Annotated in this window: 17 protein-coding genes, 1 tRNA gene and 1 other RNA gene; 11 read left to right on the top strand and 8 right to left on the bottom strand. The window is 42.0% G+C overall.

The features are described 5' to 3' along the window. Positions 1-34: 34 nt before the first annotated feature. Positions 35-595 (top strand): flavodoxin family protein, encoded by a 561-nt coding sequence (locus ACWM1W_RS11390; protein WP_004784824.1) that lies wholly within the window; start codon positions 35-37, stop codon positions 593-595. Positions 596-645: 50 nt separating this feature from the next. On the opposite strand, the gene smpB is transcribed toward ACWM1W_RS11390, so the two are convergent. Then, positions 646-1,122, bottom strand: coding sequence for an SsrA-binding protein SmpB (gene smpB, locus ACWM1W_RS11385; RefSeq protein ID WP_004784822.1), 477 nt, complete (start codon positions 1,120-1,122; stop codon positions 646-648). Positions 1,123-1,260: 138 nt separating this feature from the next. On the opposite strand from smpB, the gene coaD reads away from it, so the two are divergent. The 5 genes from coaD (at position 1,261) to ACWM1W_RS11360 (ending at position 3,490) form a co-directional block, all read left to right on the top strand. Continuing rightward, entirely contained in the window at positions 1,261-1,752 is a 492-nt protein-coding gene (gene coaD, locus ACWM1W_RS11380) for a pantetheine-phosphate adenylyltransferase (protein ID WP_004784820.1), read from the top strand. Position 1,753: 1 nt separating this feature from the next. After that, positions 1,754-2,017 carry a YfhL family 4Fe-4S dicluster ferredoxin gene (locus ACWM1W_RS11375; RefSeq protein ID WP_034590121.1) on the top strand — a complete coding sequence of 88 codons (264 nt, stop codon included), beginning with the start codon at positions 1,754-1,756 and terminating at the stop codon, positions 2,015-2,017. A 26-nt stretch (positions 2,018-2,043) separates the two neighbouring features. Next, positions 2,044-2,421, top strand: an RNA gene (gene rnpB / locus ACWM1W_RS11370) — RNase P RNA component class A. Between the two features lie 72 nt (positions 2,422-2,493). Then, positions 2,494-2,570: transfer RNA gene (locus tag ACWM1W_RS11365), tRNA-Met, on the top strand. 104 nt (positions 2,571-2,674) lie between these two features. Then, on the top strand, positions 2,675-3,490 hold the full coding sequence (locus ACWM1W_RS11360) for a hypothetical protein (protein ID WP_004784817.1): 816 nt from the start codon (positions 2,675-2,677) through the stop codon (positions 3,488-3,490). 19 nt (positions 3,491-3,509) lie between these two features. On the opposite strand, the gene ACWM1W_RS11355 is transcribed toward ACWM1W_RS11360, so the two are convergent. Both ACWM1W_RS11355 and ACWM1W_RS11350 read right to left on the bottom strand, forming a co-directional pair. Further along, a complete protein-coding gene (locus ACWM1W_RS11355; RefSeq protein WP_004784815.1) occupies positions 3,510-4,124 on the bottom strand; it encodes a CatB-related O-acetyltransferase in 615 nt (204 codons plus the stop codon). Between the two features lie 106 nt (positions 4,125-4,230). After that, positions 4,231-4,635, bottom strand: a complete 405-nt coding sequence (locus ACWM1W_RS11350) for a RidA family protein (protein ID WP_175968002.1) — start codon at positions 4,633-4,635, stop codon at positions 4,231-4,233. A gap of 138 nt (positions 4,636-4,773) precedes the next feature. On the opposite strand from ACWM1W_RS11350, the gene ACWM1W_RS11345 reads away from it, so the two are divergent. Then, complete coding sequence (locus tag ACWM1W_RS11345) at positions 4,774-5,355, top strand: TetR/AcrR family transcriptional regulator (protein WP_175968000.1); 582 nt, start codon at positions 4,774-4,776, stop codon at positions 5,353-5,355. A gap of 163 nt (positions 5,356-5,518) precedes the next feature. Continuing rightward, positions 5,519-6,382 carry an IS982 family transposase gene (locus tag ACWM1W_RS11340; protein ID WP_004729973.1) on the top strand — a complete coding sequence of 288 codons (864 nt, stop codon included), beginning with the start codon at positions 5,519-5,521 and terminating at the stop codon, positions 6,380-6,382. A 34-nt stretch (positions 6,383-6,416) separates the two neighbouring features. On the opposite strand, the gene greA is transcribed toward ACWM1W_RS11340, so the two are convergent. The 3 genes from greA to carA all read right to left on the bottom strand — a co-directional run bounded on the left by greA (position 6,417) and on the right by carA (position 11,362). Then, entirely contained in the window at positions 6,417-6,893 is a 477-nt protein-coding gene (greA, locus tag ACWM1W_RS11335; protein WP_005236827.1) for a transcription elongation factor GreA, read from the bottom strand. An 85-nt stretch (positions 6,894-6,978) separates the two neighbouring features. Beyond that, entirely contained in the window at positions 6,979-10,209 is a 3,231-nt protein-coding gene (carB, locus tag ACWM1W_RS11330; RefSeq protein WP_034170174.1) for a carbamoyl-phosphate synthase large subunit, read from the bottom strand. Between the two features lie 13 nt (positions 10,210-10,222). Further along, on the bottom strand, positions 10,223-11,362 hold the full coding sequence (gene carA, locus ACWM1W_RS11325) for a glutamine-hydrolyzing carbamoyl-phosphate synthase small subunit (protein ID WP_005236823.1): 1,140 nt from the start codon (positions 11,360-11,362) through the stop codon (positions 10,223-10,225). Between the two features lie 310 nt (positions 11,363-11,672). Between carA and ACWM1W_RS11320 the strand changes: the two genes are divergently transcribed. Together ACWM1W_RS11320 and ACWM1W_RS11315 are read left to right on the top strand one after the other, a co-directional pair. Continuing rightward, positions 11,673-12,161, top strand: a complete 489-nt coding sequence (locus ACWM1W_RS11320; protein WP_175967998.1) for a hypothetical protein — start codon at positions 11,673-11,675, stop codon at positions 12,159-12,161. Between the two features lie 101 nt (positions 12,162-12,262). Next, positions 12,263-12,487: a hypothetical protein gene (locus tag ACWM1W_RS11315; RefSeq protein WP_175967996.1), complete on the top strand. Its 225-nt coding sequence runs from the start codon at positions 12,263-12,265 to the stop codon at positions 12,485-12,487. Positions 12,488-12,767: 280 nt separating this feature from the next. Here the strand turns inward: ACWM1W_RS11315 and ACWM1W_RS11310 are convergent, their stop codons facing one another. Continuing rightward, complete coding sequence (locus ACWM1W_RS11310; RefSeq protein WP_034170177.1) at positions 12,768-13,307, bottom strand: DOMON-like domain-containing protein; 540 nt, start codon at positions 13,305-13,307, stop codon at positions 12,768-12,770. 11 nt (positions 13,308-13,318) lie between these two features. Next, a complete protein-coding gene (gene yhbY, locus ACWM1W_RS11305; RefSeq protein ID WP_004784797.1) occupies positions 13,319-13,642 on the bottom strand; it encodes a ribosome assembly RNA-binding protein YhbY in 324 nt (107 codons plus the stop codon). A gap of 196 nt (positions 13,643-13,838) precedes the next feature. On the opposite strand from yhbY, the gene rlmE reads away from it, so the two are divergent. Then, entirely contained in the window at positions 13,839-14,489 is a 651-nt protein-coding gene (gene rlmE / locus ACWM1W_RS11300; protein ID WP_004784794.1) for a 23S rRNA (uridine(2552)-2'-O)-methyltransferase RlmE, read from the top strand. Positions 14,490-14,517 lie beyond the last annotated feature (28 nt).

Genomic DNA, 14,517 nt, shown 5'->3' with positions numbered 1-14,517 from the left:
TAAACTTGATTGAAATTCTTGGTTTTTGATTGTTATGTCCCTATCTTCCCAATCTGTTGCGATTGTTTATCACAGTCCTTATGGACACACGGCTAAAGTGGCAAACTTCATTGCCGAAGGCGCACAAAAAACTGGTGTCCAGGTGTATATGATGAATGTGGAACAGGTGGATTGGGAGGTGCTGGACGCTGCCGATGCGATTGTATTTGGCTGTCCAACCTATATGGGTAGTCTAACCTCTGCCATGAAGTTGTTTATGGAGCAGTCTTCCAAGCGCTGGCTGGCACGTAGCTGGCAAGGCAAGCTGGCAGCAGCCTTCACCAATGGTGGTGGTTTAAGTGGGGACAAGCTGGCTGTCTTGCAGCAGATTAATCTGTTTGCGATGCAACATGGCATGTTGTGGTCAGGTCTACCGTTAATGCCGACAGGTCGTTCCACTACCGATCTGAATCGTATGTCGAGCTTTCTGGGCCTTATGACCCAATCTGACAATGCACCTGTTGAAGTAACACCACCGGAAGGGGATTTACAAACCGCGATCTGGTTTGGTGAATATATTGCCTTGACACTAGCTCGTCTGAATCTAAAAGCCTAATTCGATCTGTAAAAAAACCTCCATTCATTGGAGGTTTTTTATTGCTGGCATTATTTATGGAAAATACGCGCTTTATCACGTTGCCAGTCACGGTCTTTTTCAGATGCACGCTTGTCGTGTAACTGTTTACCTTTTACCAACGCAATTTCCAGCTTGGCATGCGGGCCTTTCCAGTAACAGGCCAGTGGTACACAGGAATAACCTTTCTGGTTGATCGCGCCCATGAGTTTTTCAATTTCACGGCGTTTCAGCAGCAGTTTACGGGTACGCGTCGCTTCAGGGACAACATGGGTAGATGCACTCAGTAAAGGCTGAATCTGTGCGCCGAACAGGAAGGCTTCACCATTTTTAAAGGTGATATAGCTCTCCACAATACTCATACGACCGGCACGCAGGGATTTTACTTCCCAGCCTTGCAAGGAAAGTCCAGCTTCAAATTTTTCTTCAATAAAATAATCGTGACGGGCACGTTTGTTCAGAGCAATCGTTCCGCCGTTATTTTTTTTAACTACAGTTGCTTTCGCCATAATCAGACACTTCCAAAGTTACAGCTATTGTACCGTAACTTTTATTGAGTTGAAGTGTTTAAATTGATGGAGTTTCTTCACTAAAAAATGAAGATTTTGTTAAAATGGAAACTTACACAATAAACAGAGTACAAATGGATGACTAAAACTCGTGTAATTTATCCGGGAACTTTTGATCCGATCACCAATGGCCATATTGATTTGGTGACCCGCGCAGCAAAGATGTTTGATGAAGTTGTAGTTGCGATTGCCATCGGACATCACAAAAACCCGGTATTTAGTCTGGAAGAACGAGTTGAACTGGCCCAAACGTCATTAAGCCATTTGAACAATGTTGAATTTGTAGGATTTGATGGCCTGCTGGTGAACTTCTTCCGCGAGCAGAATGCGACAGCGGTGTTGCGTGGTTTACGTGCAGTGTCCGATTTTGAGTATGAATTCCAGCTGGCCAACATGAACCGTCAACTGGATTCTCATTTTGAAGCGGTATTTTTAACCCCTTCAGAGCAATATTCTTTTATTTCATCCACATTGGTGCGTGAAATTGCTCGTTTAAGAGGTGATGTGACCAAGTTTGTTCCGCCAAACGTGGTTGAAGCCTTCGAGCGTAAACTTCAACAAGGTTGGTAGAGTGTCTTTATATATCACCGATGAATGTATCAATTGTGATGTCTGTGAACCTGTCTGTCCGAATGAGGCAATTTTCATGGGTGACGTCATCTATGAAATTAACCCAAACCTGTGTACAGAATGCGTCGGACATCACGACAAACCACAGTGCCAGTTATTTTGTCCTGTGGACTGTATCCCGCTTGATCCGAACCATGCCGAGACCCGTGAGGAGCTTCAGGCCAAGTATGAAAAACTGACTGCTCAAAAAACATCAAGCAATTAGTCGCCAGATTTGGTACTATGCGGCTCGAAGTGAGCCAGACGATCGCTGCTGTGGAGATCTCCGTGATTGAAGCAGGGGAGGAAAGTCCGGGCTTCATAGGGCAAGGTGCCAGGTAACGCCTGGGCGGCGTGAGCCGACGGAAAGTGCAGCAGAGAGTAGACCGCCTTCATTATGGTTTCGAGCAATCGGAATCGGAGGTAAGGGTGAAAGGGTGCGGTAAGAGCGCACCGCATGACTGGTAACAGTTCATGGCATGGTAAACCCCACCGGAAGCAAGACCAAATAGGGATCCTTTAGGCATGGCCCATGCTGGATCCGGGTAGGTCGCTTGAGCGTATGAGTGATTGTACGCCTAGAGGAATGATCGTTCTCGACAGAACCCGGCTTATCGGCTCACTTCACCAAATTTTGATCAATCAGCACAATATGGGCTTGACGTTCTAAACAGAAAAACCCATAATGCGCCCACAGTTTAAGGCTATGTAGCTCAGTTGGTTAGAGCACCGCACTCATAATGCGGGGGTCACAAGTTCAAGTCTCGTCATAGCCACCATATTCTGAAAAACCCACTCCGATTGAGTGGGTTTTTTTATGCCTGTTAAATTATTAAGCTAATAGATATACTTTTTAGATTGATAAAAGATTTATAAATTTCATATGGATAAAATTTTCTCTAAAAATATTGTTGGTAGTATTTCTATTTTATGGATCGTATTTATTTTTTGCCTATTGATCATAAAAAGAGGAACTTTAACGGGTCTTGAGCTAAATGCGATAGGGGATTTTATTGCTGGAACATTTGCACCACTTGGATTTTTTTGGCTTGTCGCAGGTTTTTACCAACAAGGCGAAGGTTTAAGGCAAAATTCTGAAGCTTTAAAAATGCAAGCGAAAGAATTAAATACTAGTAGTAAAGCATTGCTAGCTCAAGTAAAGGAAATGCAAGCTTCTGTAGAGCAACAAACACGTCTAGCTGCAGTATATGAAGAAGAGTTGAAACAAAAGCATTTTGAGGTTCAACCATATTTTGAATATGATTTTAATATGTCTAACAACTATGAAGTTGATGAACCTATTTATGATGAAAATGATAATATTATCGATACTTACATAGATAAAAGAATAGAGTTTCAATTAAAAATTACTAATTTGGGAGAACTTGCTAGGAATTTGATAGTTAGATCACGAAAAGGACAACCCGATATTCAAAAAAGACTTTATAAGTTTGAAAACTCACAGACATGCAATATTACTTTTGAAATTGATGGTCAGTGCGCATATGAGTTTTTAGAAGGGAAATTCGATTTTTCGAGACTTTTTAAAGTCGTATATCAAGATATATACGGTAGGTCATATGAGCAATATATATCTTGTAATGTTTATAGCAATATTGACTGTGAAACAGAGCAAGTATATATAGATACAAAATGTGAAATCATCAATAAAGAAGAAGCTTTAGCTCGTAAAGTTTAATAAATACGATTATTTGCATTTAAAAAAAACTGACAATTTTATTCACATCATCCGTCTGCAACTGCTCACGCATTTTTAAAAACTGCTTTTCATCAATATCGTAGATTTTAAGGGAAAGCAGTTTTTCAATATCTTCTTGTGGGAAGCGGTATTTAATAATTTTTGCAGGTACACCACCTACAACAGCATAAGGCGGTACGTCTTTAGTGACTACTGCACCTGTAGCGACTACAGCACCTTCACCAAGCTTCACCCCTTGCATAATCATGGCACGAGAGCCAATCCAACACCCATCACCAATGACTGTGTCCCCAGCAGGCACAAAACTACGTGTATCGAACGGAAATGCTGAAATCCAATCGGTACGGTGTAACTGGTTGCCACCCATCATAATCACACATTCTGCGCCGAAACAGACGAAATTGCCGATATAGAGCTGATCAATCGGCTTCTCAGGCGTTGCAGGCTTATCATGTAAATAACGCACTACACAACGCTCAAAACCCTGATCCCAATAAGCTGAATAGTAGGAATAATTCCCTTTGATATGAATATTTGGGTTCTTCACCGTTTTAGAAATGAACTCGAATTCACACCAATGATTTACCGGAGAATTAATTAACTTTTCAGCCATAAGGGGGATACAAAAAATAGTGAATAAGAAATTATACCTAATCGGTGTTTAAACTTGCTGAATAATATCTAAAAGACGCTCAAGCGACTGCGAATAACGCAAATGATTAGACTGGTGGGGATGCTGTAGGAATACGAGCAATCACTTTAATTTCAAAATCAAAACCTGCTAACCACGTGACACCTACTGCTGTCCAGTTAGGATAAGGCTTCTCTGTAAATATCCGACTTTTCACTTTCATGATGCTTTCGAACTGCCGTTCCGGATCAGTATGAAAAGTTGTGACATCGACAATATCATCGAAAGTACAGCCAGCTGCATCTAATGTAGCAGCCAAGTTTTCAAAGGCTCGTTCTACCTGTTTCTCAAAGTCAGGTTCGGGGCTGCCATCTTCACGGCTACCAACCTGACCGGATACAAATAATAAATCTTCTGATTTGATGGCAGCAGAATAACCATGCTGTTCATACAAAGCATGGCGATCTTGGGGAAATATTGCAGTTCTAGTCATGATAATTCTCGCTCAATTTTAATTTATACGTATTTTAGAAAGCTGTTTAGATCTTCACATACGTATCGTATGTAAACATAATTGACATACGAGACGTATGTCAATTAAAATTTTTCACAATGCTGATGGAAACAACATATGTCTGTACGTGAACAAAAAATGGCGGAAACCCGCAAAAAACTCATAGAAGTCGCACGTCGTGCATTTGCTGAATATGGTTATGCGGATACTTCAATGGATAAGCTCACGGCAGAAGCAGGGCTGACCCGGGGTGCGCTATACCATCATTTTGGAGATAAAAAAGGCTTGTTTGCCGCCGTGGTCGATCAGATTGATTCAGAAATGGCTGAATATGCCGGGCAACATCTGGAGCAGCCTGATGATCTATGGGAAGGATTGATGTTGGAAGGGCGTACTTATATTGAAAATGCTTTGAATGCTGAGTTTCAACAGATTGTGCTACGTGATGGTCCGGCAGTATTAGGAGATCCCGCACATTGGCCAAGTCAAAGTAAATGCCTGCAGTCGACACGTGAATGCGTAGAACAGTTACTGGCTGAAGATAGATTGAAACCAGTCGATGCACTTGCTGCGGCAGTCTTGCTAAATGGTGCAGCAATGAATGCAGCACTGTGGGTTGCTTCTAGTGAGGAACCTGCACAGGTCTTACCTCAGGCTTTACAGGCATTTGAAGCATTGGCGTCTGGATTTTTAAAATAAAGCCGATAGAAATTTCTAGGTTCAATAAAAAACCCCTCATCTGAGGGGTCTTACAGCCTAAAATATCTAACCTGAGTTCGACATAAAAAATAAATAAAAAAAAGCCTTAGCATCTGTAATATCTTGGTTACGAAGACAAAACATTTCAGAGCAAGGCTTTTTCATGGACTATATTACCGAATTATTTTGTATCTTGGATGATTTCTGCAAAAAGTTTAATGAATCTTTAGAGAAAGCTCTAATTTCTGATCAAAAAACAACAATGAAAAAGTCAGCTTTAAGCTTGTCTGAAGTCATGACCATTGTCATTTTATTTCATAAATCCGGGTTTAGATTTTTCAAATATTTTTATTGTCATATGATCATCCCATTTTGGAAATCAGCTTTTCCCAAGCTTCTTAGTTACAATCGTTTTATTGAAATTATGCCGCGTTGTTTGCAAGCTTTGAGTAGTTTCTTCCATCAAGTTAAAGGAGAAGATACCGGAATTTGTATTATTGATTCGACTAAATTGGTCGTTTGCCATAATCTTAGAATTAAAAGACATCGTGTATTTAAAGGCTTAGCTGGTCGTGGTAAAAGTAGCACAGGTTGGTTTTATGGATTTAAAGTCCATATTGTTATCAACAACTTGGGTGAAATTATTAATCTCAAGATTACATCGGGAAGTGTTCATGATGTTGCTGTACTTGAATCTTTAACCCAAGAGTTAAAAGGTATTTTACTGGGCGATAAAGGCTATCTGAGTAAAGCAAAAACTGAAGCTTTAGCAGCAAGGGGGCTCAGACTATTAACCCCGTCACGCAAGAATATGAAAAATAAACCCATCCAAACTGAAGAAGAAAAACAATTGCTTTGCAGAAGAGGATTGATCGAAACAGTGAATGATCAGTTAAAAAACTTACATCAAATTGACCATTCACGTCATCGTTCGGTGAATAACTTTATGGTGAATATTATGGCTGCTATAGTGGCTTATTGCTTAAATCCAAATAAGCCAACTTTCCAAAACTTGCTAAAAAGCTAAAATATTTCATCGAACTCAGGTTATCTATTTAAAATTAGATATATTCAACGCTTACGATTTCGTATTCAACTTCACCTTGTGGAGTTACGATTTTCACATCGTCGCCTTCGTTTTTACCCAGCAGACCACGCGCAATCGGAGAGTTTACAGAGATCTTGTTGATCTTAAAGTCTGCTTCGTCATCGCCTACGATTTTGTAAGTTTTGCGTTCTTCAGTGTCCAGATTCTCAATAGTCACAGTGACGCCAAAAACTACACGACCGTTTTGCTCCAGTTCTTTAACATCAATGACTTGGCAAGCACCCAGTTTACCTTCGATGTCCTGAATGCGGCCTTCACAGAAACCTTGCTGCTCACGTGCTGCATGATATTCTGCGTTTTCTTTTAAATCCCCATGCTCACGTGCCTCTGCAATCGCTGCAGTAATACGTGGACGATCCACAGTTTTCAGTTGGTGTAATTCTTTCTCTAAGGCAAGCTTGCCTTCGGGAGTCATAGGATAACGTTGCATAGTTGTCCCTCAGTAATAAAAATGAAAGTCTATAAATGAAAAAAAGCCCGCCACCGAGAAGGTGACGGGACTTCTCAGTAACGAATTAACCTACTGTTAAATCTTGCAAACGATATACATCCATTGGCAATTTAATTGCTAAAGCTTGGCATACAGCATCAGCACCATTCAAGGTAGTTGTGTTATACACTTTACCTTGTAGCGCTGAACGACGGATCGAGAATGAATCTTCCTGCGCTTTTTTACCTTCAGTCGTATTGATTACAAGGTGGATTTCGCCGTTTTTAATACGGTCCACAATATTTGGACGACCTTCAGTTACTTTGTTTACGCGTTCACATTCAAGACCAGCTTCGCTAATCACTTTAAATGTACCATCAGTTGCAAGAATCTTGAAGCCTAGGTCAATCAATTGTTTCGCAATGCCTGCTGCACGAGGTTTATCTGAGTCACGTACAGAAATGAATGCGTGTTTCACTTCACCTTCTGTCGGAAGACCAGGTAGACGTTCGTTCGCACCTAGAACAGCTTTATAAAATGCTTCACCGAATGTTTTACCAACACCCATCACTTCGCCAGTCGATTTCATCTCAGGGCCAAGGATCGGATCAACACCAGGGAATTTGTTGAATGGGAACACTGCTTCTTTTACAGAGAAGTGTTCAGGGATAATCTCTGAAGTGAATCCTTGAGATTCTAGAGATTGACCCGCCATACAACGTGCAGCCACTTTCGCTAAAGATTCGCCGATACACTTAGAAACGAACGGCACAGTACGTGATGCACGTGGGTTCACTTCCAGGATGTAAACGTCTTTGCCTTTAACCGCAAACTGAACGTTCATCAAACCGATTACGCCAAGTTCTTTTGCCATTGCAATTGTCTGACGACGCATTTCGTCCTGAATCTCTTTAGACAAAGAATAAGGAGGAATCGAACATGCTGAGTCACCTGAGTGAATACCTGCTTGTTCAATGTGCTGCATGATGCCGCCAATTACTACGTCTTTACCGTCAGATACGCAGTCTACGTCAACTTCAATTGCATCATCCAGGAAGCGGTCAAGCAGAACAGGTGCTTCGTTTGATGCTTGAACCGCATCACGTAAGTAACGTTTGAGTTCTTCGTCGTTGTACACGATTTCCATCGCACGACCACCAAGGACGTAAGAAGGACGTACAACAAGTGGATAGCCTACTTTAGATGCTTCAGCCATACCTTCTTCAGCAGATTTTACGATGCTGTTATTTGGTTGACGAAGTTGCAGACGTTGAATCATTTGCTGGAAACGTTCACGGTCTTCTGCGCGGTCAATCGCATCAGGAGATGTACCAATGATCGGCGCACCCGCTTCTTCTAAAGCACGAGCCAGTTTCAAAGGTGTTTGACCACCGTACTGCACGATAATGCCTTTTGGCTTCTCGATACGTACGATTTCAAGCACATCTTCAAGTGTAATTGGTTCGAAGTACAAACGGTCAGATGTGTCGTAATCCGTAGAAACAGTTTCAGGGTTACAGTTCACCATGATGGTTTCATAGCCGTCTTCACGCATTGCAAGGGCAGCGTGTACACAGCAGTAATCGAATTCGATCCCTTGACCGATACGGTTAGGGCCGCCACCAATCACCATGATCTTGTCGCGGTTAGATGGATTAGATTCACACTCTTCATCATAAGTTGAGTACATATAAGCAGTATCAGATTCGAATTCTGCAGCACATGTATCCACACGTTTGTAAACTGGAGTGACGCCCAGGTTCCAACGGTGTTTACGGAATTGTTTTTGTGAAATGCCCATCAAGTCCGCAATGCGAAGATCTGATAAACCTTTACGTTTGAATGCACGGATGTTGTCTGCGTTCAAGTCGCCAAAACCTAAAGTTTTGATCTGGTTTTCAGTTTTGATGATGTCTTCGATTTGAATCAAGAACCAGCGGTCAATGTTCGTTGCAGCGAATACTTCGTCTAAAGTAAAGCCGTGACGGAATGCGTCGCCCACGTACCAAATACGCTCAGGACCTGGCACTTTAAGCTCTTGCAAGATTTTGTCGCGCGCGCCTTCAGCACCCACTTCAATTTTTTCGTCAAAACCAGAAGCGCCCACTTCAAGACCACGAAGCGCTTTTTGCATAGACTCCTGGAAGTTACGACCAATGGCCATCACTTCACCCACAGATTTCATCTGTGTTGTCAAAGTTGCATCAGCTTGTGGGAATTTTTCAAAGTTGAAACGAGGAATTTTGGTTACAACGTAGTCGATTGCAGGTTCGAATGATGCAGGTGTTGTACCGCCAGTGATGTCGTTTTTCAACTCATCAAGCGTATAACCCACAGCCAGTTTCGCTGCGATTTTCGCAATCGGGAAACCTGTTGCTTTAGATGCAAGAGCAGATGAACGAGAAACACGCGGGTTCATCTCGATCACAACCATACGGCCGTCTTTCGGGTTAATACCGAACTGAACGTTAGAACCACCTGTTTCTACGCCAATTTCACGAAGTACAGCTAGAGAAGCGTTACGTAGTAACTGGAATTCTTTATCTGTAAGCGTTTGCGCAGGCGCAACAGTGATCGAGTCACCTGTGTGCACGCCCATTGGGTCGAAGTTTTCAATGGTACATACAATGATACAGTTGTCGTTTTTGTCACGAACAACTTCCATCTCGTACTCTTTCCAGCCAATCAATGATTCATCGATCAATAACTGGTGAGTAGGAGAGAGGTCGAAACCACGTTCACAGATTTCCAGGAATTCTTCACGGTTGTAAGCAATACCACCGCCTGAACCACCCATAGTGAATGATGGACGGATAATCACAGGGAAGCCGAAGCGCGCTTGAATCTCAAGTGCTTCTTCCATAGATTCAGCAATTGCAGCTTTTGGACACTCGAGACCAATTTTACGCATTGCTTCGTCAAACAGTTTACGGTCTTCTGCTTTTTCGATCGCTTCTTTGGTCGCGCCAATCAGTTCAACGTTGTATTTTTCAAGAATACCATTGGCATCCAGTGCAAGGGCACAGTTCAGTGCAGTCTGGCCACCCATCGTTGGAAGGACAGCATCTGGACGCTCTTTTTCAATGATTGCTGCAACAGTCTGCCAGGTAATCGGTTCGATATACGTCGCATCTGCCATTGCAGGGTCGGTCATAATGGTCGCTGGGTTAGAGTTCACCAGAATAACGCGGTAGCCTTCTTCACGAAGCGCTTTACATGCTTGAGCACCTGAGTAGTCAAACTCACATGCTTGACCGATGACGATCGGACCAGCACCAATGATCAAGATGCTTTTAATGTCAGTACGTTTAGCCATGATGCTTCCTTAATTACTTCTTAGATGCTTCGATAAGTTCGATGAAATGATCGAACAATGGTGCGCAGTCATGTGGACCAGGGCTTGCTTCAGGGTGACCCTGGAAGCTGAACGCAGGTTTGTCTGTACGATGGATACCTTGGTTTGTACCATCAAACAGTGAGCGATGAGTCACACGCAATACCGCAGGCAAGGTGCTTTCATCCACTGCGAAGCCGTGGTTTTGAGAAGTAATCATCACTGTACCAGTTTCGATGTTCTGTACAGGATGGTTAGCGCCATGGTGACCGTGCGGCATTTTTACCGTTTTAGCACCCGATGCAAGAGCAAGAATCTGGTGACCCAAGCAGATACCAAATACTGGAATTTCAGTTGTTTCAACAATTGTTTTTACAGCTTCAATTGCGTAGTCACATGCAGCTGGATCGCCAGGACCATTTGACAGGAATACGCCATCTGGATTTAACGCAAGTACTTTTTCAGCAGGAGTTTGTGCAGGCACCACAGTCAATTTACAGCCGCGGTCTGCGAGCATACGCAAGATGTTGGTTTTGACACCGTAGTCGTATGCAACCACATGGAATTTAAGTTCAGGTTGAGTAAAGCCTTTGCCAAGTGCCCATGAGCCTTCAGTCCATTCGAAACCGGTCGGATCACAGCATTCTTTCGCAAGGTCTAAACCACTTAAACCACCGAATGCACGTGCTTTTTCGACTGCTTCTTCTTCAGTGATGTTTTCACCCGCAAGGATACAACCGTTTTGTGCACCTTTATCACGCAAAATTCGAGTTAATCGTCGCGTGTCGATGTCAGCAATGGCAACTACATTGTGCTGTTTTAAATAATCACCAAGTGATTGATTCGCACGGAAGTTACTATGTAGTAAAGGAAGGTCACGGATAATTAAACCGTTTGCCCATACTTTATGAATACGACCTGATTCAGCGTCTTCTTCGTTGCAACCTGTGTTACCGATATGTGGGTAAGTCAGCGTTACAAGCTGCTGTGCATAACTAGGATCAGTCAAAATTTCTTGATAGCCAGTCATGGCAGTGTTGAAAACGACTTCACCAGTCGTACAACCCGATGCGCCAATTGAAGTACCTTTAAAGATAGTTCCGTCGGCAAGGGCTAAAATTGCTGGGGTGCTCAAACCAAAGCTCCTGAAATTTAGGCTGTAAAAAAGCGAGTAGACGAAAAAAAAGGAAGGTTAATTTTTAAACCTACCCTCCTATGTCTGCTCGCTTGAACTTAACACGGCATTATACGCAGAACCACCCCCCAAGTCCAATAGCTTTACAGCAAAAGTATGAGATAAATGGCTTGCTTTTTGCTTGAAAGTCTGTTTTACGAACAACGTAAAAAAATGTAAGCAATTAAGAATTGTCTAACAAATCAAATCTTAATTTTTATCAAAACTACTAATATGAATGAGTCGTAATATAACTATAGGAATAAGACACATGACTACAGCAGCGAAATCTTCCCAATCCAAGAAAAAGATCAATACCGTGGTTTCAGAAACGACTGAACAGCTTGAAAAAGTAGCAGCTGAAGCCAAAGAACAGGTGGTAGAAACTATCGAAGAAAGCAAAGAGAAACTTGAAGTCGAAGCGAAACAGCTGGGTGATACTGTGCAGGAACAGTTACGCCAGTTAAAACAGGATCTGTTACAACGGATAGATACTCTGAAAGAGCAGTTATTTGGTTCGCAAAAAGAACTGACTGAATTAACCAGTTTTATCAAAACCGAATTTACCGCAGTGATTGAAGACTTATCCAATATGGGTAAAGAACTGAAAGAAGATGTCAGCCAGATCTCGACCAAACATAAAGAGCATCTGACTGGTACATTCAAGCGCTCAAAAGACAGCACCATTGAGGTCCTGAAAAAGGTCAAACCCATGGTAAAAGCTGAAAGTTCAGAAAAAAGCCCTGAGCTGAAGAATTAAGGGAATACGCTGACTTAAATTGCATGAAAGGAGAACTGGATACGTTCTCCTTTGTCTTTTTGAGGCAAACGGACTCACAATAATAATGAAAGGGGGTCACGATGCAGCAGCATTATTTTGCAGGTGTACTTGGTTTACTGACGCTGATTATGATGCTTAATCTGGAAAGTTGGTTGATGCGTGCACTTTATCTGGGTGTGATGATGTTATGCTTGGGATTCTTTGGACTAACTTTTGGAACGATTATTCTGATCATCTTCACGTTAACTGTAATTTTTTATGCCGCGGTAAAATCAGTGCAGGACAATCACCGCTTACATCACTAAAATGTCGAAAACAATTAAAACGAACTCTTAGTCTATCAGCTTAAATATCATTTAAATTATTATTAAAGTAGCCAGCCCTAAGTATAGAGAGCAGGCTAGTTGTATCAATTTAATGCTAATTGACCTGAATCCATGTAATGAAAATACAGGTAAATATTTTCCTCAAGCTATAACAGCCAGCTTTGAACGCATGAACTGGAAAAGCCCATAAAAAAACGTGAGACTTTAATGCTCACGTTTTTTAATATCTTTTTTATCCAGCAAATGCTTTTAATCTGCATTAAAAGACATGCAGCCAATCCCGTTTATTGTGGAAGTCTGCTTCTGGACTGCTGTGCTGCATTGCAAAGTATTGATCACCTTGTGAGGTTTTTAATACTGCTGTCAGACCAATAAACAGGTCTGCCCATTTAAGTTTGTGCTCAACCATAAACTCGGTCAGATCCAGACTGACATTCAGACCATAATGGGTGCGTTTAAGCTGATTCAGTTCGATATCGTATGCAGCAGGTGGCGGCATATCTTCCGGATAGCGATATTCCTCAAACTGATAGGCTTGCCAGGCCTGAGAAGGGGAGAGATTGATTTCGCGATAATAATCTTCACCCTGAACCCCGATAAAGATTTCAAAGCAGGTCTGTTCCCACAAAAAATCACGACGGGGATGTGCAGTAACCATTTCTGGCCACAGCACGTACTGGTTGGGATCGCGCAACCAAAATCCGACATTCAAGCTGCATGGATTTTGCTGTTCGATGGCACCGACCAATGAGATTGCCTGAAAACGGCGATCAAATGCGCTGAGTTCGTAACTGGCCATAAATCCTGTACTTAGTTAGAAAGATGGGCAAAACGGACAAGATTGGATAACTTCTGGTTTTGCTTTGGAGCTTTCTTGTAAAGCAGCGCAATTTTACCAATAGTTTGTACCACTTCAGCACCTGTAGTTTCTGAAAGTTCAGCAATGAGTGCTGCACGTGCTTCACGGTCTTCAGCCACCACTTTTACTTTAATGAGTTCGTGATCATTAAGGGCACGATTTAGCTCTTCAACTACAGATTCAGTTAAGCCTTTGTCACCAAGCATTACAACCGGGTTTAATGCATGTCCAATTTGACGTAAACGCTTACGTTCCTGAATAGATAAAGACGCCATGAGAGATAACCTGATTTTTAAAACGGCTTAGTATAGCAAAAGCGAAAAATAAACGCTGTAAATTCTCAGGAAATAATCACTTGTAAATAATCGCAAATCACACCGGAATACTCAGATTTAGATACACATGTATACTGCAAAAAATGTGTTTTTCACGTACAATGAATCATTAGAAGTTTTTTTTATTTAGAGAGTTATGGCAACACGCATTACCAACCAAAAGTTATCTAAAAGTAGTCGTGCGTGGATGAGAGAGCATCTTGATGACTTTTATGTGAAAAAAGCACAAAAAGAAGGTTATCGTGCCCGTGCTGCGTACAAGTTGCTAGAAATTCAGGAAAAATACGGCATTATTAAACCCGGCATGACTGTAGTGGACTTGGGTGCTGCCCCAGGAAGCTGGTCCCAGATTGCCGGAAAACTGGTCGGTGACAAAGGTCTGGTGATTGCATCAGACATCTTGGAAATGGATGCGCTACCTGATGTGACTTTCTTGCAGGGCGATTTCCGTGAACAAGAAGTATTCGATAAATTGTTAAATATTTTAAACGGACGCACAGTAGACGTTGTAATTTCAGATATGGCCCCCAATACATCAGGTAATAGAGCTGTAGATCAACCACGTCAGATTTATTTATGTGAACTTGCTCTGGATTTTGCCAACAAGGTACTCGGTCCGAAAGGACAGTTTGTAGTGAAAGTATTCCAGGGTTCAGGTTTTGATGAATTTCGTAAAGAAGTCGTTAACAGTTTTGATGTATTGAAGACGATTAAACCTGCTGCATCACGTGCCCGTTCGAAAGAAGTGTTTTTGGTCGGACAGGGACGCAAGAAGGCTTTGAAATAAAGTTTACTTGCCAACACGTTAAAAATTG

The sequence above is a fragment of the Acinetobacter sp. TW_SC_4 genome (genome assembly GCF_054861205.1).
The sequence above is the reverse complement of the archived record's forward strand: the minus strand, read 5'-3'. Positions and strand labels throughout refer to the sequence as shown.